Below are 16888 nucleotides of genomic sequence, written 5' to 3'. Positions count from 1 at the left end.
CTGATGCGCACCGTCGCCGGACGCAGCGATCGGGTGGTCGTGATCGGCGCGGGATTTGCGGGGCTTTCGGCCGCGCTGCACCTCGCCGGTCGCGGTCGTGAAGTCACCGTGGTCGAGCGCGAATCCTGGCCCGGGGGCCGCGCGGGCCGGCTCGATGTTGACGGCTATCGGCTCGACACCGGACCCACGGTGCTGACGATGCCCGACCTCATCGACGACACATTCGGCGCCGTCGGCGAAGACATCTCGGCGCGACTAGAGCTGCTCCCGCTCGATCCGGCCTACCGTGCGGTGTTCGCCGACGGCAGCAGCCTCGACGTGCACAGCGATCCCGAGCACATGGCCGCGGCCATAACGGAATTCGCTGACGGCACGCAGGCAGCGGGCTACCGCCGGCTGCGAGACTGGCTGATCCGGCTGTACCGCACCGAATTCGACGGATTCATCGCCCGAAACTTCGACTCGCCCCTTTCGCTGCTTACCCCGCAGCTGGCGCGGCTGGCCGCAATCGGCGGATTCCGCAAGTGGGACACCATGGTCAAGCGTTACATCAGCGATGCGCGGTTGCGGCGGGTGTTCACCTTCCAGTCGCTCTACGCCGGTGTCGCGCCGCAGCATGCTCTTGCGGTCTACGCGGTCATCGCCTACATGGATACCGTTGCCGGGGTTTTCTTTCCGCGCGGCGGGATGCGGGCCCTACCGGATGCCTTGGCCGCCGCGGCCACCGACGCCGGGGTGCGATTCCACTACGGTGCCACGGTCACCGAACTCGAACGCACCGACTGCCGCGTCGTGGCCGTCCGCACTGACCGGGGCCATGAGATCGACTGCGATGCAGTCGTTCTGACCACTGAGCTGCCCCAAACATATGCACTGCTAGGCCATCGGCCGCGCCGCCTGGGAAACCTGCGGCCCGCGCCGTCGGCGGTCGTCGTCCACGTGGGCTGTCCGCGCAGGCATTCGGAAGCGGCGCATCACAGCATCGTGTTCGGCGACGCGTGGGAGCAGACATTCGATGACATCGTCCGTGACGGTCGACTGATGCAGGACCCGTCGCTGCTAGTCACCAGGCCCACCGCCAGCGACTCGAGCCTGGCTCCGGCCGGTCACGATCTGTTCTACGTCCTGGCACCGGCGCCAAATCTCACCCACTCCAACATCGACTGGTCCAGCATCGGTGAGGAGTACGCCCAATACGTCGTCAACCTCGTGGAAGACCGGCTGCTTCCCGGCCTGTGTGACGGCGCGCATGTGCTGCACGCCGTCACCCCCGCTGATTGGGCGCGTCAAGGTATGGCCGCCGGAACACCGTTTGCGTTGTCCCACACGTTCTCCCAGACCGGGCCGTTCCGGCCGGCCAATGTCGTGCGGGGCGTCGACAATGCGGTGCTGGCCGGGTCCTCCACGGTCCCCGGCGTTGGTGTGCCAACCGCCTTGATCTCCGGGCGCCTGGCCGCCGACCGCATCACCGGCACGGTCGGACACTCGACGCGACGCGTCATCACGAAAGCCGCGCTGCGATGATCCGCGCCGAACTGGATGCCGCCGGTATCGGTGATGCGCGGCTGCGCGAGGCATACCGACGCTGCCGCGAAATCAACGCCGAACACGGCCGCACTTTCTTTCTGGCCACTCGGCTGCTGGCCCCGGATCAACGTCCGGCGGTGCACGCGTTGTACGGCTTTGCCCGCTACGCCGACGACATTCTCGACGACCTCGACCCCGGCCTGGACACCAGCACGCGGGCCCAGCGGCTGCAGGGCTTGTGCGACGAGCTCTTCACCGGAGGCGATCACCTAAACCATCCGGTGCTGGCTGCGGTCAGCCACACCGCACGTCGCTACGGCATCGCTTCTGAACTGTTCGACGACTTTTTGACCTCGATGCGGATGGATCTGACCGTCACCGACTATCCCAACCGCACCGCACTCAACCGCTACATCAAAGGCTCAGCGGAAGCGATTGGCCTGCAGCTACTTCCGATCCTGGGCACCGTCGTCCCGGCTGATGAGGCCGCACCATACGCGGCCGCGCTCGGCACAGCTTTCCAGCTCACCAATTTTCTGCGCGACATCGACGAAGACCTTGTGCGCCAACGGGTTTACCTGCCCGCCGACGAGCTGGCCGCCTACGGCGTCGACCGTGAGGTGCTGATGTGGTGTCACCGCCACCGCCGCACCGATCCCCGGGTACGCCGCGCCCTAGCCGACCAGCACCACCGTACTCGACAGATCTACCGCTACGCGGCCGACGGCGTCGCGTTGCTTGCGCCACGCTCGCGACCTTGTGTGGCAACCGCATTGACGCTGTACTCGGAGATTCTGGACCGCATCGAGGCCAGCGACTTCGCGGTGTTCAGCCGACGCGCCACCGTCGGCACTGCCCGTCGGCTGCGGGTCGCCGGCGCCGGCCTGATCCATTCGTGGCAAGCTCGCGCCCTGCGACCAGCCGGCGCTAACCCACCAGGCAGCTCCTGATGGATCGGTGGCAATACCTACTCGTCCTTGCCGCATGTCTGGCGATCACGGCGCCGCTGGAGCTGTTCGGCCCCGGCGTGTACCGCCAACCAGGTCGGGTCGCCCGCGCGGTGCTACCCGTCGCCGCAGTGTTTTTACTGTGGGACGAGGCGGCAGTGGCCGCGCACGTGTGGACGTACAATCCCACGTACGTCCTCGGCGCCTTCGTCCCCGTGCATGTGCCGATCGAGGAGGTGCTGTTCTTCATCGTCATTCCGCTGTGCGCGCTGCTGACCTACAACGCGGTAAGCGCCATCCTGGACCGGGTCAACCGGCGATGATCGGCTATACCGCGCCCGCCGTCCTCGCGGTGCTCGCCGTGTGCACGCTCGAATTCGCCGTGCTGCACACCGGAATCTTCCGCCGCAGCGCCTACTGGTTGTCGATGCTGATCGTCTTTGGATTTCAGATCCTGGTCGACGGATGGTTGACCAAACTTCGTGCTCCGATCGTCATGTACGACGACCGCCACATCACCAGCCTGCGATTCCCGTTCGACATCCCGATCGAAGATTTCCTGTTCGGCTTCGCCCTCGTCACCGCCGTGCTGCTGCTCTGGGAGCGTCAACGTGCGCGCCGGTAACACCCGCCTTTCCCCCGCCGACGTGCCGGCCGCGTTCGACGCGGGCGCCGCAGCCTACGACCGGCTCGTCGACGCCAATCCCGAATACCATGCTCACCTTCGCCTTTCAGCACGACGGTTGCGGCTGCCCGACCGCGGCCGAGGGCTACGGCTCCTCGACGCCGGATGCGGCACCGGGGCATCGACGGAAGCACTGCTGACCGTCGCCCCGCACGCCGACATTGTCGCGGTCGACGCGTCACAAGGCATGCTCGACGCGGCGCGGGCGAAACAGTGGCCGCCGTCCGTGCGCTTCGTGCACGCGCCGGTCGAAGAACTTGCCGAACACGGCATCACTGGACCGTTCGACGCGATTTTCGCGGCATACCTCGTGCGCAACCTGGCCGACCCGGATAGTCAACTTCGGGCCTTCCGCACGCTGCTGCGAGCTGGCGGCACCTTGGCGGTCCACGAGTACTCGGTGCGTGACTCCCAGCGCGCTACGTGGGTATGGCATGCGGTGTGCTGGGGCATCATCATCCCCGCCGGCTGGTGGCGTACCCGCCACACGGCGCTGTACCGCTATCTATGGCGCAGCGTTTTGGGCTTCGATGGCGCATCTCGGTTCCGCGACAGGCTAATTGACGCGGGCTTCACCGCGGTGCACAGCGAAACGATGCCCGGCTGGGAAACCAACATCGTGCACACTTTCCTCGGGTATGCGCAATGACCGATCACCGTCGCCAGATTCATCCGGCGCCGCCCGGATTGACCAGTGCTGACGCGCTGCCGGCCCGGCCACGCGCTGTCGTGGTCGGCGCCGGCATCGCTGGGCTGGCCGCCGCTACCGGGCTCGCCGAACGCGGAATCCAGGTGGACATCGTCGAACGCGAGCACTACCTCGGCGGACGGGTCGGCGGCTGGACCGAGCAGCACGACGGCGCACACTGGCCGATGAACCGCGGATTTCACGCCTTCTTCCGCCAGTACTACAACTTGCGGGCGCTGCTGCGCCGCATCGACCCGCAGCTATCCATGCTCACCGCAGTTGACGATTATCCGCTCATCGACGGCGCCGGCCGCCGCGACAGCTTTCGCGGACTGCCCCGCACGCCTCCCTGGAATGCGATCGCATTTGCGTTGCGCAGCCCCACTTTTCGGCTGCGGAATCTGGCCCGGCTCAACGCACGGGCGGCGGCACCACTGGCCGCGGTGTCGGTGCCGGAGATCTATCGGCGGCTCGACCACCTCGACGCCGAAACGTTCCTCAAGGCCATCAACTTTCCTGACGCGGCACGCCATCTGGCCTTCGAGGTGTTCTCGCGCAGCTTCTTCGCCGACCCGGGTCAATTGTCGGCCGCCGAGTTGGCGACGATGTTTCATATCTACTTCCTCGGCTCCAGCGAGGGCCTGATTTTCGACGTCGCCAACGCGAACTTCGACACCGCCCTGTGGGCGCCGCTCCAGCGCTACCTCTCAGAGCAGGGTGCAGGATTTCGCCCGGGCACCAAGGTGACCAGCGTCGGCCGCCGCCAGGAGAACCGCTTTCGGGTGTATACCGATTCCGGGGAATACCTCGACGCCGACGCCGTCGTGCTGGCCACCGATGTGTCCGGTCTGCAGCAGATCGTCGCGGCGTCACCCGAACTCGGCGACGACGTGTGGCGGGCACGGATACGCAGACTGCGCACCGCGCCGCCGTTTGTGGTGCAGCGGCTGTGGCTTGACCGGCCGGTCGCTTCGCAGCGGCCTGCCTTCTTGGGGACCGCCGGCCATGAGCCGCTGGACAACATCAGCGTGCTGGAACGCTACGAGCGCGAAGCGGCCCGCTGGTCACAACAACATCGCGGCTCGGTTGTGGAGCTGCACTCCTACGCCGTGCAATCCACGGTGTCCGACAACAAGATGCTGCGGCAGCTGCACGCGATCTATCCGGAAACCGTGAGCGCACAGGTGGTTTGGCGAAAGGTGCTGAGCCGAAGCGATTGTCCGCTGTTCGCGCCGGGTACCCATGCTCACCGGCCGGGCGTGACGACACCGCACCCGGGCCTGGTGCTGGCCGGCGACGGCATCCGCATCGACCTGCCGGTCGCGCTGATGGAACGCGCGGCCACCACCGGATGGTCGGCCGCAAACCAGTTGTTGACGCAATGGGGACTCGCCGGCCACCCGCTGTGCACGGTTCCCAACCGGGGACGTTCGACGCTGCTGGGCCGGCTGGCCACTGGGGAAAGGCGGTGGAGCTGATGAACATCGGCGGTCACATGCGCCGGCGGTGGCCCAAAGACTGGCCCGTGCAACACCTTCCGAAGTCCGAGTGGGCCGCGCAGCGCCCGACATACGGCGACGCCCAACCGGCGATCATCGACGCCGCGCTGAACCGATCCCAGAGTCGGCCGACCGGCAACTGGTATGCGTTCGCAGCAAGTCGAGAAGTGCGCCACGGCCGTCCGTTCGGAACTCGCGTCGCCGGCGTCGAACTGGTCGCCTGGCGAGGAGACGATGACGGGCTGCATGTCGGCCCGGGGGCCTGTCCGCACTTGGGCGCCGATCTGGCCACCGCGACAGTGCGCGAGGGCGCGTTGGTCTGCCGCTGGCACGGGCTGACGCTGGACCCCCACGCAGAACGATGCGGCTGGAAGACCTTACCGAGTTACGACGACGGTGTGCTGTCGTGGGTGCGTCTCGACGACGCGGGCGGCGAGGCGCCGCTGGAGCAGCCGGTGCTTCCCGCTAGGCCCAGCGGCGACGTCCTGCACGCCGTCACACGGGTGGTCGGTGTCTGCGAGCCGCAAGACGTCATCGCCAACCGGCTCGATCCATGGCATGGCTCCTGGTACCACCCGTATTCGTTCACCCAGCTGAAGGTGCTGACCACTCCGACCGAGGAGGCCGACCAGTTCCTGGTCGCAGTGACGTTCCGCATCGGCCGCCTGGGCGTACCGGCCGTCGCCGAATTCACCAGCCCAGAGGCACGCACCATCGTCATGCGCATCGTGGACGGCGAAGGAACAGGCAGTGTCGTCGAAACCCACGCCACCCCAATCGGTTCCGACGCCACCGGCCGTTCCCGCACCGCAGTGATCGAAGCGGTGATCGCACGCTCCGACCGTCAGGGCTTTCGGCAGGCACGCCGGGCCGGCCCGCTGATCGCGTGGCTGATGCGCCGTGCCGCCGCCCGGCTCTGGCACGACGACTTGGCTTATGCCGAGCGGCGTTACCGGCTGCGTACCGGTGCAACCTAGCCGTGGCGCGACCACCGATGAACAAGCTGTATTGCGTCGTGGTCGGCGCCACCGTCGGCGTCCACTTCGCCTACTTGATCTATCTGCCGAGCGGCGGGTTCTTGGCGCTGCGTTGGCCGCGCGGCATCCTGCTGCATATACCGGCCGTCCTCTGGGGTGCCGGCGTTGTCGTCTTGGGCTTCCCGTGTCCGCTCACCCAGGTCGAGCAGTCGGCGCGCACGCGAGCCGGCATGAATCCCTTACCCGCGTCCGGTTTCGTCGACCGCTACATCGCCGGTGTGTGCTATCCCGCGAACCGCACCGGAATTGCGCAGTTGCTCGCCTTCGTGGCGGCCGGCGTCTCGTGGATCGTATTCGGCTGGAGCCACTTACGCCGAAAGTGCTAAAGCCCGCCGCTGGCGCCGCGTGAGGCAGCAACAGCCGCGCGGTGATCGACAATGCGGGACGGATAGTCCGGCGCCGCGTTCGGCTCGAGTTCCCACGGCCTGTGCACTTTCGCCGTGGTGATGTGGGCGAGTTCGGGAACCCAACGTCGCACATAGTCGCCGTTGGCGTCGAAGCGTTCGGCTTGCCGCACTGGGTTGAGCACGCGGTAGGGACGGGTATCGGTGCCGGTGCCGGCCACCCACTGCCAGTTCAGTTGGTTGTTGGCCACGTCCCCGTCGACAAGCAGGCTCATGAAATGTTGCGCGCCAAGGCGCCAATCCAACCGCAGCGTTTTGGTCAGAAAGCTTGCAGTGATCAGGCGAGCCCGGTTGTGCATCCATCCTTCCGCAGCTAGTTGGCGCATCCCGGCGTCAACGATGGGATACCCGGTCTGGCCCCGACACCACGCGTCGAACAGGGCGGGGTTGTGCTGCCAGCCGTCGTTATTGCCGCGGTAGTCTTTGCGAGCGGTGTCCGGCCGAGCGGCCAGCATCTGGGCATAAAAGTCCCGCCAAGCGATTTGGCGGATGAACGCCGCGCATCCCTCGGTCGAAGACCGGCTGCGATAGACAAGCTCGACCGGCGAGATGCACCCGAAGTGCAGATATGCCGACAGCCGCGACGTGGCGTCGGCGCCCAGGTCGTCGTGGTATCTGTGATACTCGTCGACCGGGGCCCCGAGCCATGTCTTCACCAGCCGCCTGGCAGTGGTTTCCCCGCCAACAGTCAATTTGGGCGATGCCGGGTGGGTACACAGTTGCCCTCCGGACGGAAGCGGCTCGCTTTGCGTGTCAACGACTTTCAGCCTCGACGGCGCAGGCAGCACACGGCGCGTAACGGCATGTAGCCATTTGCGGTAGTACGGCGTGAAAACCGAGAAGTGATCTCCCCCGGCCGGCGTCAGCTCACCCGGCTCGGACAAGGTGACGCTCGACGAGTGCACTTCGAGGCTGCATCTGTGCCGGGCGAGCCGCTCCCGCAACCGGTGTTCACGGCGCGCAGCATACGAGCTGACGTCGGACGCCACATGCACTTCGGTGATCGAGTGTTCCACCACAAGGCGCTCGACTTCGCTCACCACCGATCCGCGACGCACGATCAGACGTCCGCCACGGCGGCGTAGCTCGCCGTCGAGTTCGGCGAGGGCAGCGGCCAAAAAGTGGGCCTTGTTGGATGTCATATAGCTGCTGGACAGTATTGCTTCGTCGAGCACAAACACCGGGGCTATCCGCTCACCCGCCCGGTGGGCGGCACTGAGAACCGGATTGTCATAGACGCGCAGGTCTCTGGTGAACAATGCCATTGTGACGGCCATAGTGGTGCCCTTTCTGCGCAGGCGAGAAGCATTGCAGCGCGGTGCGTTACACCTCTGCGCGGTGCGTTACACCTCTGCGCGGTCTTTCAGCTGTGCGCCGGCCGCCGTGATGTCGCGGGCGATACCGCCGAAGATCACGTCACGAAACGGTGCTGACGCCGCCCAGAACGCTTCGCCGCCAAGGCCGTAGGGCTGGAAGAGCGCGCGCTGTCGGTAAATGCTTCCGCCCTTGCCGTCGTCGCCCACCGACAGCTCAAGCCATAGCCGACCTGGCAGCGGGACGTCTGCGCGCAGCCGCACCAGATGTGGCCGGTCGACGTGTTCGACGCGCCACCAATCCAGCGCCTCACCGGAATGCAGTCGGTGCGGATGGCGACGTGCCAACCTGATCCCGGCCATGCCGGCGACTCGGCCAAACCACCCTCGCAGTGCCCACGCCAACGGCGCCGCCGGCCAACCGTGGTCGGTGCCGATCGATTCGACGCCATGCCAGAGGGTGGCCGGATCGGCGTCGAGGCGGCGTTCGCACAGATGCGTGTGCAGCGACCCGCCGGCCCAGTGCGGATCGGTCGGCAGTGGCCGCGATGGTGATTCGGCGGCGTCGGGCCGAGACCAGCGGGTGTGCAGCTCACCGTCGCGCACGCACGCCAATGCGAGTTCTACCGCCTCTTCGTAGTGGGTCAGCCCGCCCGGCGGATCCGGAATGTATTCGGCGATGTCGTGGTCCGCGCACACGACGTCGTTTTCCAGCGACTCCATCAGTGACGCGGCCAGCATGCGCGGGATGGGAGTTATCAGGTTCACCCACTGCGAGGACAACCACGGCGTCAATACCGGTACTGGAAGCGCGATGCGGCGCTGCAGCCCCGCGATCGCGGCGTATTTGCCGATCATCTGGGTGTAGGTGAAAGTGTCGGGACCGCCGATGTCGAAGGACCGGTTCACTTCGGGCGGCAGTTCGGCCGCCTCCCTCAGGTAGTACAGGACGTCGCGGACCGCGATCGGCTGAACCCTGGTGCGCAGCCACCGCGGAGTGACCATCAGCGGCAGCCGTTCGGTGAGGTAGCGCAACATCTCGAAGCTCGCCGACCCTGCGCCGATGATCGCTGCCGCCCGCAGCTCTACGGTGGGGACTCCGGATTCCCGCAACAGCCGTCCGACTTCGGCACGCGACGCCAGGTGGTCCGACAGCCGCTGCTGGTCGGGGATCAGGCCGCCCACATAGACGATGCGCGACAGTCCGGCTGGACCGGCGACGCTGGCGACGGTCGATGCGGCTTGCGCGTCGAAGTCGACGAAGTCGGGCCGCAGCAGTGAGTGCACCAGATAGTAGAGAACCTGTTGGCCATCGAGCGCTCGTCGTACCTGAGCGCTGTCGGTGACGTCGCCTTCGATCACTTCGACGCGGCGGCGCCACGGCACGCGTTCGAGCTTTGCCGGCTGGCGGGCCATGACCCGCACCTCGTGTCCGGCCGCCAGCAGTTCGGGAACCAGGCGGGTGCCGAGGTAGCCGGTGGCCCCTAATATCACGCAGCGCATCGCTTCACTCCTCTGTTGGGTCGGGGACCGACTCGGGCGGGGCGGCGCGGTGTGCCCGGGGGCCGTGCATGCGCCGCTGCTCTTTGAGCTCTGCTTCGAAGACGTGGCGCCGGCCAGCCGTAAGTTGTTGCCGCACCAGCCTTTCCATGTCCCGAAAGCACCGGTAGTAGGCGTCGTCGTAGTCTTCGACGACCTGGAAACTCCACCTGCCTGGAAGCACGTTGCGGCCGATCAATTCTTCGCAGATGTGCTCGGCCGCCCGCGGGTGGCCCGCCTCGCGCAGCAGCTGCACGGCGTCGTCGAGCAGCAGGTCGGCACGGCCGGTGAGTTGATGAAAGGAGTAGAGGTGCCCGCGGGCCCGCTCGGTTGTCTCCAACGCCTCCGTCACCTTGCCCGCGGCACGGACCGCGGCGTCGTCCGCGCCGTCGGGACGCCCGCGCGCACCGCCGCGAGCTGAACCGTCTTCGTGCTGTGTCAGTGTTGGTCCTTCATGGGCAGCTTCCGCGCCCCATTGAGCGCTGCGATACGCACCGAGTGATGTATTTCAATAGCTTAATAGTTAAGATTGTGGTGTCAAATGCGGGGCGAAGGTACGCCATGGCATCGCGACACGACATGCTGTGTGGAATTACTGGCTGCGCTGGTCGTCCAGGGGATTCCGATACGCTGTTCGGCGTATCGGCGGAAAAGGATGCGGTGAGGTGACCAAGCGCGGGACTAACAATCCACCGCCGGGCCGAGCTGAGCTGGAGAAGCTGATGTCGGCCGATATGCGGGCGATCACCGCGCAGTCCGATCGCATAGGCCGGCACTTCGCGCGTCAACACGAGGTAAGCGGCGGCGACTTCCATGCGTTACTGCACATCATGGTCGCCGAAACAGCGGGAAAACCCTTGACGTTGGCACAACTGCGTGAACGCATGAACGTGACCCCTGCGGCGATTACCTACCTCGTCGACCGCATGATCGAGGCGGGTCACATCCGACGCGAACCTGACCCCGCGGACCGGCGAAAGTCGCTGCTTCGCTACGAAAACAGCGGTATGGCGTTGGCGCACGAGTTTTTCAGCCCGCTCGGCGCCCATCTGCGCGCCGAGCTCGCCGAGTTGCCGAACAGGGATCTGATTGCCGCGCACCGTGTGTTCATGGCGATGATCACCGCGATGTCGACGTTTGAAGACGAACTGCATGCAGAGCGTCGCGGATCGTCAACCGCGCAGCGGGCCGCTCCAAAAGCCAACAGAGGTCGCAAGATCACGCGGTGACGGCCCTATTCGGCAGCCGCCGTTCGCGTGGTCGAGCCGAGTAGGCGGTGCTCGATCAAGTGGGCTCCGCGAGCGACACCTCCGGTGGCGTGTAAACCGGCTGCCACCCGCCGTGCGCCGTCGCGCATCGTCATCGCCTCGTAAACCGCTGTGCGTAGCCGAGACGCGGTGAGCTTCTTCGCCGGCAGCCGGGTACCGCACCGAGCCACTTGCACCCGGCGCGCAACCTCCGCCTGATCACGCGCAAACGGCACAACGCAAACCGGCACACCGCGGTCCAGTGCCTTGAGCGTGGCACCCATCCCCCCGTGAGTGATGGCGCAGCAGGCGCGATCGAGCACCACGCCGTGCGGGACGAATCGGCACACGGTCGCATTGGACGGCGGATACAGCCGCGCTGGCACACCCGCGGGGAAGGTCGCGACGACGTGGACCGGGTCATCGGCCAGTGCTTGCAATGCGGTTTCCGCCAGCACCGTATCGGCCTGCTTGATCGACGACGTGGTAACCAGTACCAAGGGTCGATCGATGGCGGCGGCCCAGTCGTGCGCCCTGGTCGGCGTGGGCTCGAACGCGCACGCACCTATCAGGTGCACCGCGTCTCCCCAGCCAGGGTGCGGATACTCGAACGGTTCCCCACCGACAGCCAACACCAGTGGCGCGCGCCGCATCAATTCGTCAACCGTTTTGACGGCCGCCAAGCCTAAGTCCGCGCGAACAGCGTTGATACGCGGCAACATCGGTCCGTCGAACAGGTGCCTGACGAACGGGCGCATCGACGCGTCGCGGGCAGCACCGATGATTCCCGGCAGTGGGCGCAGTCCGGGGCCGAAGGGGGGTACGCCCGGAGACCGCAGATAAGGGGTGAACGGTGAAAACACCAACCAGGGGATGCCGGCTGCCTCCGCGACGGACATGGCGCCCCAGCAGTTCGCGTCGACGATCACCGCGTCGGGCCGCACCCGATCGATCGCAGTACGCAGATCCTCGACTTCCAACACCGCACGCCGGCAAAGCACGTCGATCGACATTTTCAACACGCCAAGAGCGCTGTGCGCCAGCCAGTCGCGGGCGACGACAGCTTCGATCTGCGGATCGACGGGCTCGGCGTGCAGTCCGCCTTGCCGAATCCTGCGCACCTCGTCAGCCATCGTGTACACGTGGACTTGGTGGCACCGCTGCGCGAGTTCGCACAGCAGCGCGTTGAGCGGAAAGAGATGGCCGACTGACGGTGAGCTGTATGCCAGGATTACTGCCATCGATCACCCGGCTTGTGGCGACGGCGCCAACGTCACACCGACATCGCGCAAGCCATGCAGATCCGGCGCGCCGCAGCCGTGCAGGCAGATCCGAAGCTCGTCGATGAAGCGATGCAACCAAGTCGTTGCGGCAGCGGCAGATTCAATCGCCGGGGCAAGAAGTGGCCGGGCAACCGCCACCACGTCTGCGCCCAACGCGAGCGCCTTGGCAGCATCCATACCGGTGCGGATGCCGCCGGAGGCAACAAGGGGGATAGCCGGCAGCGCTTGACGCACCTCCACGATCGCGCGTGCAGTCGGGATACCCCATTCGGCCAGGTCGGGGTAGCGGATCTCGCCGTAGCGGACGAACTGCTCGACCCGCGACCATGATGTGCCTCCCGCACCGGCGACATCGATGGCCGCCACCGCCGGCTCCCCGGCAGGACCCAGCAACTGGGCCACCGCATCGGCGCCTATCCCATGCCCAACTTCCTTGAGTAGCATCGGAAATCGGAGGTCGGCGGCGACGTCGCGCAACCTCTCGAGTGATCCCGAGAAATTGGTGTCGCCGTTGTACTGGACCGCCTCCTGCAACGGATTCGTATGCACGGCAAGTGCATCGGCGCCAACGCGGTCGAGCGCCTTCTCGATATCCGGCACCGCGCACTTCGTCAGTTGCGCTAAGCCGATATTGCCGATCAGCAAGATATCCGGTGCCAGATCGCGGACGGTGAAACTGGCTGCGGCCTGCTCACCGAGTGCGTTGTCGAGCATGATCCGCTGCGACCCGAGCATCATGCCGATTCCGAGCCGCTGCGCTGCTGCGGCCAGGTTGCGGTTGATCGTGGCCGACAGATCGGAGCCGCCGGTCATTGCGCCGATCAGTACCGGGGCCCGTAACCGCGCACCGAGAAAGTCGGTGGACAAATCGACCTGCGCCAGGCTGGTCTGGGTCAGCGCATTGTAGGGCAGCTGATAGCGCTCCAGCCCGGTCGTGACACCACGGTAGGAAACGTCGTCACCGAGGCACACGTCGATATGGCGTCGCTTCCGGGTGGGCAGTGCGGACTCGTCAAACGTCATGGCATCCGGTTTTGTCGCGGCAGCGGGCCGCCGTCGGGTTGCTGGTGCTCGGTGCATGGTGCTCTTTCGGTGAAGCCTGTTGACGTGGTATTGCCACCGACGCGACGGCTAATCACAATCGCTGCCTTTCGGGGTGCGACATCTCCACATCCCCGGAGGTCATTCAGTTGATTAATACTTAAGTAGCTGAAATAATAGCCCCTCGGGCAGACGCCGCACAAACAAAAGGCACCATGACGATGCGCACCTTGGGAGCAACAACGCTGGGCGTCGCTGCGGCCGCAGCGGCCGGCAGCATCGCCAGCCGCACGCATACATCTGCCTGGTACACGCGGCTGACCAAGCCTGCGTACGTCCCCCCAAGTGGTGTGTTCCCGATCGCCTGGACTTCGCTGTATGCCGACATCGCGGGAACCTCGGCGGTGGTCATTGACCGGTTGCGCACCGCCGGCCAACCTCGCAAGGCACGCCGCTACATCTCTGCGCTGGTCGTCAATTTGCTGCTCAACGCGGGATGGAGTTGGTTGTTTTTCCGCTACCGCCGACTCGGCTTGTCGGCGGTGGGCGCCGCTGCGCTGGCTCTCAGCAGCGCCGACTTGACCAAGCGCACCGCCGAGGCCGAGCCGCGGGCCGGGCTGGTGCTGTTGCCGTATCCGCTGTGGTGTGCTTTCGCCACCGTCATGTCCGCCCATACCTGGCGGCTCAACCGCTAGCGGGCAGCTTTTTTGCGTTCGATGTCGGCCAGCGCCGTCGCCAGTTCTGCACGCTGCGCCGCCGAGGTCTCCCACGCCAGCTGCCGATTCTTGACCACCTTGGCCGGTGCGCCGACCGCAATCGAGTAATCCGGGATGTTGCCCTTGACCACGGCGTGCGATCCGAGCACACACCCGCGGCCGATCGTGGTGCCGCGCAGCACGGTCACCTTCGCGGCTACCCAGGTGTCCGGCCCGATCCGTACCGGGCTCTTGACGATGCCCTGGTCTTTGATCGGCATCATGATGTTGTCCATCCGATGGTCGAAATCGCAGATGTAGCACCAGTCGGCCATCAGCACCGAATCGCCGATCTCGATATCGAGGTAGGTGTTGATGACGTTGTCGCGGCCAAGCACCACCTTGTCGCCGAACCGAAGTGACCCCTCGTGGGCGCGGATCGTGTTCTTGTCGCCAATGTGGACCCAGCGGCCGATCTCCAGCTGTGCCAGCTCCGGGGTGCAGTGAATCTCGACGTCTTTCCCGAGGAACACCATGCCGCGGGTGATGATGTGCGGGTTGGCCAGCTTGAATTTCAGCAGCCGCCAGTAACGCACGAGATACCACGGGGTCCACGCGCGGTTGGTCAATACCCACTTCAGCGATGCCATGGTCAGGAACTTGGCCTGTCGTGGGTCGCGCAGCATAGATCCCCGCCAGCGCCGATGCAGCGGTGCTCCCCACATGGTGGTCATGGCCGAAAAGCCTAGCCCGATGACGACGAGGGACGCACAGCGTCCCGAGGAGGAGTCGGCCCACCAAGCCTAGCCCGATGACGACGAGGGATCCGCGCCGCGGAGCCGGGCAATAGGGCATGACTAGAGCGGCACCCGCTACTCTCGGCACCGTGTTCTGGCGACTCCCCCGCCGTCGTACGACGAGCGTGCGGGTTATGGAGGCATATAACGCCATCTTTCGCCGTAGGGAGCGCAATCGCCGCGCACCGCGGGCCGTTGCGGTACTTGCGGTGATCACGCTCGCCGGGTGCGGCAACACCGACTCGTGGGTGGACGCCGCGCCCGCCCAGGGTTGGCCGGCCCAGTACGGCGATGCGGCCAACAGCAGCTACACCTCGAACGCGGGCGCCACGACGCTGGCGCTGCAATGGACTCGCTCGGTCAAGGGCAGCTTGGCGGCGGGTCCGGCGCTCAGCACGCGCGGTTGGCTGGTGCTCAACGCGCAAACCCCAAGCGGCTGTTCGCTAATGGAGTGGGAGAACACCGACAACGGCCGGCAACGCTGGTGCGTCCGATTGGTTCAGGGCGGCGACTTCGCCGGCCCCTTGTTCGACGGCTTCGACAACGTCTACGTCGGTCAGCCGGGGGCGATGCTGTCGTTCCCGCCCACGCAGTGGACTCGCTGGCGCGCCCCGGTTATTGGGATGCCTTCTACCCCAAGGCTTGTCGACGGAGGTCGGCTGCTCGTAGTCACGCACCTCGGCCAGGTCGTGGTGTTCGACGCGCATCGCGGCACTGTGGTCGGCAGCCCGCTCGATCTGGTGGACGGCGTCGACCCGACCGATCCGATCCGAGGGCTGACCGATTGCGCTCCGGCTCGGTCAGGCTGTCCGGTCGCGGCGGCGCCGGCCTTCGCCCCGTCTAGCGGGACAGTGGTGATCGGCCTGTGGCAGCCGGGCGCTAAGGCTGCGGTGCTGGTGGCGCTGAAGTACCACCCTGCGCAGAATCCGCTGTTGACCCGGGAATGGACCAGCGACGCAGTCGCCGCCGGGGTGCTGGCCAGCCCGGTGCTCTCCGCTGACGGGTCGACGGTTTACGTCAATGGCCGCGACGAGCGGCTGTGGGCGCTCAACACCGCCGACGGCAAACCGAAATGGTCTGTGCCGCTGCACTTTTTGGCCCAGACACCGCCCGCGGTGTCGCCGGGCGGATTGATTGTGTCCGGCGGCGGCCCCGACACCCGACTGGCCGCTTTCAAGGACGCCGGTGACCACGCCCAACCGCTGTGGCGCCGCGACGACATCAGCCCGCTGTCGTCGTCGAGCCTGGCCGGCGCAGGCGTCGGCTACACGGTGGTCACCGGTACTCCCGGCCCGGGCGCGCCGGGATTGTCGTTGCTGGTCGTCGATCCGGCCAACGGCCATACCCTCAACAGCTATCCGCTGCCCAAAGCCACCGGCTATCCCGTGGGCGTGTCGATCGGCCACGATCGCCGCGTGGTTACAGCTACCAGCGATGGCCAGGTTTACAGCTTCGCGCCGAAGTAGCGCCGCCTCATATCGTCAGCGCTTATACCGTCAGCGGCGGGACCGCGTTGCGCGGCACCCGCACCTGGCTGGCGCCGGCGGCCGGTGGCAGCAGTTCACCCGGTGCGAAGTAGAAGATCAGCTCGTCGTCGGTGATGGCGAAGTTCTGGTAGTGGGAAGAGTCTCGGCCCACGCCTGGTGGTACCGCCCCGCCGAGCCCGCTTTGGCGGCCCAACTCACGCTGCACGATCGGATAGATGCTGTCCAGCGGTTTGGCCCCGGGCACGAACAGCGTGTCGAACGTCACCGCCTGATGCCGGGTCAGGTCGTAGTTGAACCCCTTGTAGAAGGTCGACGGACGCGGGCCCCCGAGATCCTCGAACACCTTGAGCACCACGCTGCGGGTACGCGGCGGCTGGCCGGACTGGTACTGCTCGGAGGTGACGTCCATCTGGTACGGCACGTCGCGCGGCGCTGACGTCTGCGCCACGCTCACGAACCCGTCACGGTTCTGGGTGAGGAAATCGGTCATCGCCTGCTCGTCGGGATAGTCGGCCGGAAAGCTCATATTGACCGCGTAGGTGGGGTTGGACGCCTGCACCTGGCACATCTGGCCGTCGACGGTTCCGCCCAGGCTTGCGCACGGCGACTGCGCGCGCACCGCTGGGCCGACGCACCAGGTCACCAGCATCGCAGCAGCAAGCACCGCGGCCACTATCCAATTACGCATGCGTCGAATTA

The 16888-nt window shown here is 66.2% G+C and carries 18 protein-coding genes; 11 read left to right on the top strand and 7 right to left on the bottom strand.

Annotation, left to right across the window (positions count from 1 at the left end; all coding sequences use genetic code 11):
- Window positions 1-3: 3 nt before the first annotated feature.
- From crtI to G6N15_RS15290, 8 genes are read left to right on the top strand one after another with little or no spacing between them, the layout of a single operon-like run.
- On the top strand, window positions 4-1524 hold the full coding sequence (gene crtI, locus G6N15_RS15325; protein WP_083088819.1) for a phytoene desaturase family protein: 1521 nt from the start codon (window positions 4-6) through the stop codon (window positions 1522-1524).
- Window positions 1521-2477: a phytoene/squalene synthase family protein gene (locus G6N15_RS15320; protein ID WP_083088818.1), complete on the top strand. Its 957-nt coding sequence runs from the start codon at window positions 1521-1523 to the stop codon at window positions 2475-2477. Before crtI ends, G6N15_RS15320 begins: the two co-directional genes overlap by 4 nt.
- Window positions 2474-2797: a lycopene cyclase domain-containing protein gene (locus G6N15_RS15315; RefSeq protein WP_083088817.1), complete on the top strand. Its 324-nt coding sequence runs from the start codon at window positions 2474-2476 to the stop codon at window positions 2795-2797. The genes G6N15_RS15320 and G6N15_RS15315 overlap by 4 nt, the downstream gene beginning before the upstream one ends.
- Window positions 2794-3099: a lycopene cyclase domain-containing protein gene (locus tag G6N15_RS15310; RefSeq protein WP_083088816.1), complete on the top strand. Its 306-nt coding sequence runs from the start codon at window positions 2794-2796 to the stop codon at window positions 3097-3099. The genes G6N15_RS15315 and G6N15_RS15310 overlap by 4 nt, the downstream gene beginning before the upstream one ends.
- Window positions 3086-3808, top strand: a complete 723-nt coding sequence (locus tag G6N15_RS15305; protein WP_083088815.1) for a class I SAM-dependent methyltransferase — start codon at window positions 3086-3088, stop codon at window positions 3806-3808. Before G6N15_RS15310 ends, G6N15_RS15305 begins: the two co-directional genes overlap by 14 nt.
- Window positions 3805-5325, top strand: a complete 1521-nt coding sequence (locus G6N15_RS15300; protein ID WP_083088814.1) for an FAD-dependent oxidoreductase — start codon at window positions 3805-3807, stop codon at window positions 5323-5325. The genes G6N15_RS15305 and G6N15_RS15300 overlap by 4 nt, the downstream gene beginning before the upstream one ends.
- Complete coding sequence (locus G6N15_RS15295) at window positions 5325-6323, top strand: DUF5914 domain-containing protein (RefSeq protein ID WP_083088870.1); 999 nt, start codon at window positions 5325-5327, stop codon at window positions 6321-6323. The genes G6N15_RS15300 and G6N15_RS15295 overlap by 1 nt, the downstream gene beginning before the upstream one ends.
- Window positions 6324-6325: 2 nt before the next feature.
- Window positions 6326-6709: a DUF2784 domain-containing protein gene (locus G6N15_RS15290; RefSeq protein WP_408632410.1), complete on the top strand. Its 384-nt coding sequence runs from the start codon at window positions 6326-6328 to the stop codon at window positions 6707-6709.
- Here G6N15_RS15290 and G6N15_RS15285 read toward each other — a convergent pair.
- The 3 genes from G6N15_RS15285 to G6N15_RS15275 form a co-directional block, all read right to left on the bottom strand.
- Entirely contained in the window at window positions 6706-8064 is a 1359-nt protein-coding gene (locus G6N15_RS15285; protein WP_179961753.1) for a cryptochrome/photolyase family protein, read from the bottom strand. The genes G6N15_RS15290 and G6N15_RS15285 overlap by 4 nt on opposite strands.
- A gap of 66 nt (window positions 8065-8130) precedes the next feature.
- Window positions 8131-9603, bottom strand: a complete 1473-nt coding sequence (locus tag G6N15_RS15280; protein ID WP_083088812.1) for an SDR family oxidoreductase — start codon at window positions 9601-9603, stop codon at window positions 8131-8133.
- A gap of 4 nt (window positions 9604-9607) precedes the next feature.
- A complete protein-coding gene (locus tag G6N15_RS15275; protein ID WP_163748093.1) occupies window positions 9608-9991 on the bottom strand; it encodes a hypothetical protein in 384 nt (127 codons plus the stop codon).
- Between the two features lie 313 nt (window positions 9992-10304).
- On the opposite strand from G6N15_RS15275, the gene G6N15_RS15270 reads away from it, so the two are divergent.
- Entirely contained in the window at window positions 10305-10868 is a 564-nt protein-coding gene (locus G6N15_RS15270; protein ID WP_083088342.1) for a MarR family winged helix-turn-helix transcriptional regulator, read from the top strand.
- A 5-nt stretch (window positions 10869-10873) separates the two neighbouring features.
- On the opposite strand, the gene G6N15_RS15265 is transcribed toward G6N15_RS15270, so the two are convergent.
- A complete protein-coding gene (locus G6N15_RS15265) occupies window positions 10874-12127 on the bottom strand; it encodes a glycosyltransferase (protein ID WP_083088343.1) in 1254 nt (417 codons plus the stop codon).
- A gap of 3 nt (window positions 12128-12130) precedes the next feature.
- Window positions 12131-13192: a type 2 isopentenyl-diphosphate Delta-isomerase gene (gene fni, locus G6N15_RS15260; protein ID WP_083088344.1), complete on the bottom strand. Its 1062-nt coding sequence runs from the start codon at window positions 13190-13192 to the stop codon at window positions 12131-12133.
- 233 nt (window positions 13193-13425) lie between these two features.
- Here fni and G6N15_RS15255 point away from each other — a divergent pair, with 233 nt between their 5' ends.
- Window positions 13426-13905 carry a TspO/MBR family protein gene (locus G6N15_RS15255; protein WP_083088345.1) on the top strand — a complete coding sequence of 160 codons (480 nt, stop codon included), beginning with the start codon at window positions 13426-13428 and terminating at the stop codon, window positions 13903-13905.
- On the opposite strand, the gene G6N15_RS15250 is transcribed toward G6N15_RS15255, so the two are convergent.
- On the bottom strand, window positions 13902-14639 hold the full coding sequence (locus tag G6N15_RS15250) for an acyltransferase (RefSeq protein WP_083088346.1): 738 nt from the start codon (window positions 14637-14639) through the stop codon (window positions 13902-13904). The two genes, G6N15_RS15255 and G6N15_RS15250, sit on opposite strands and share 4 nt — an antisense overlap.
- A gap of 197 nt (window positions 14640-14836) precedes the next feature.
- On the opposite strand from G6N15_RS15250, the gene G6N15_RS15245 reads away from it, so the two are divergent.
- Window positions 14837-16168 (top strand): PQQ-binding-like beta-propeller repeat protein, encoded by a 1332-nt coding sequence (locus tag G6N15_RS15245; RefSeq protein WP_083088347.1) that lies wholly within the window; start codon window positions 14837-14839, stop codon window positions 16166-16168.
- Between the two features lie 22 nt (window positions 16169-16190).
- Here the strand turns inward: G6N15_RS15245 and G6N15_RS15240 are convergent, their stop codons facing one another.
- A complete protein-coding gene (locus tag G6N15_RS15240) occupies window positions 16191-16877 on the bottom strand; it encodes an esterase (protein WP_083088348.1) in 687 nt (228 codons plus the stop codon).
- Window positions 16878-16888 lie beyond the last annotated feature (11 nt).

Source organism: Mycobacterium noviomagense (assembly GCF_010731635.1).
GTDB classification, from domain to species: Bacteria; Actinomycetota; Actinomycetes; order Mycobacteriales; family Mycobacteriaceae; genus Mycobacterium; species Mycobacterium noviomagense.
Note: the sequence above shows the minus strand (reverse complement) of the source record. Positions and strands in the feature narration are given on the sequence as shown.

Excerpts from the sequence above, each read along its gene's own strand:
- G6N15_RS15310 (WP_083088816.1), top strand. The coding sequence starts at position 2,794 with ATGATCGGCTATACCGCGCCCGCCGTCCTCGCGGTGCTCGCCGTGTGC.
- G6N15_RS15250 (WP_083088346.1), bottom strand. The coding sequence starts at position 14,639 with ATGACCACCATGTGGGGAGCACCGCTGCATCGGCGCTGGCGGGGATCT.
- G6N15_RS15265 (WP_083088343.1), bottom strand. The coding sequence starts at position 12,127 with ATGGCAGTAATCCTGGCATACAGCTCACCGTCAGTCGGCCATCTCTTT.
- G6N15_RS15295 (WP_083088870.1), top strand. The coding sequence starts at position 5,325 with ATGAACATCGGCGGTCACATGCGCCGGCGGTGGCCCAAAGACTGGCCC.
- G6N15_RS15255 (WP_083088345.1), top strand. The coding sequence starts at position 13,426 with ATGACGATGCGCACCTTGGGAGCAACAACGCTGGGCGTCGCTGCGGCC.
- G6N15_RS15285 (WP_179961753.1), bottom strand. The coding sequence starts at position 8,064 with ATGGCCGTCACAATGGCATTGTTCACCAGAGACCTGCGCGTCTATGAC.
- G6N15_RS15240 (WP_083088348.1), bottom strand. The coding sequence starts at position 16,877 with ATGCGTAATTGGATAGTGGCCGCGGTGCTTGCTGCTGCGATGCTGGTG.
- G6N15_RS15320 (WP_083088818.1), top strand. The coding sequence starts at position 1,521 with ATGATCCGCGCCGAACTGGATGCCGCCGGTATCGGTGATGCGCGGCTG.
- G6N15_RS15280 (WP_083088812.1), bottom strand. The coding sequence starts at position 9,603 with ATGCGCTGCGTGATATTAGGGGCCACCGGCTACCTCGGCACCCGCCTG.
- G6N15_RS15300 (WP_083088814.1), top strand. The coding sequence starts at position 3,805 with ATGACCGATCACCGTCGCCAGATTCATCCGGCGCCGCCCGGATTGACC.
- crtI (WP_083088819.1), top strand. The coding sequence starts at position 4 with ATGCGCACCGTCGCCGGACGCAGCGATCGGGTGGTCGTGATCGGCGCG.
- fni (WP_083088344.1), bottom strand. The coding sequence starts at position 13,192 with ATGACGTTTGACGAGTCCGCACTGCCCACCCGGAAGCGACGCCATATC.
- G6N15_RS15245 (WP_083088347.1), top strand. The coding sequence starts at position 14,837 with ATGGAGGCATATAACGCCATCTTTCGCCGTAGGGAGCGCAATCGCCGC.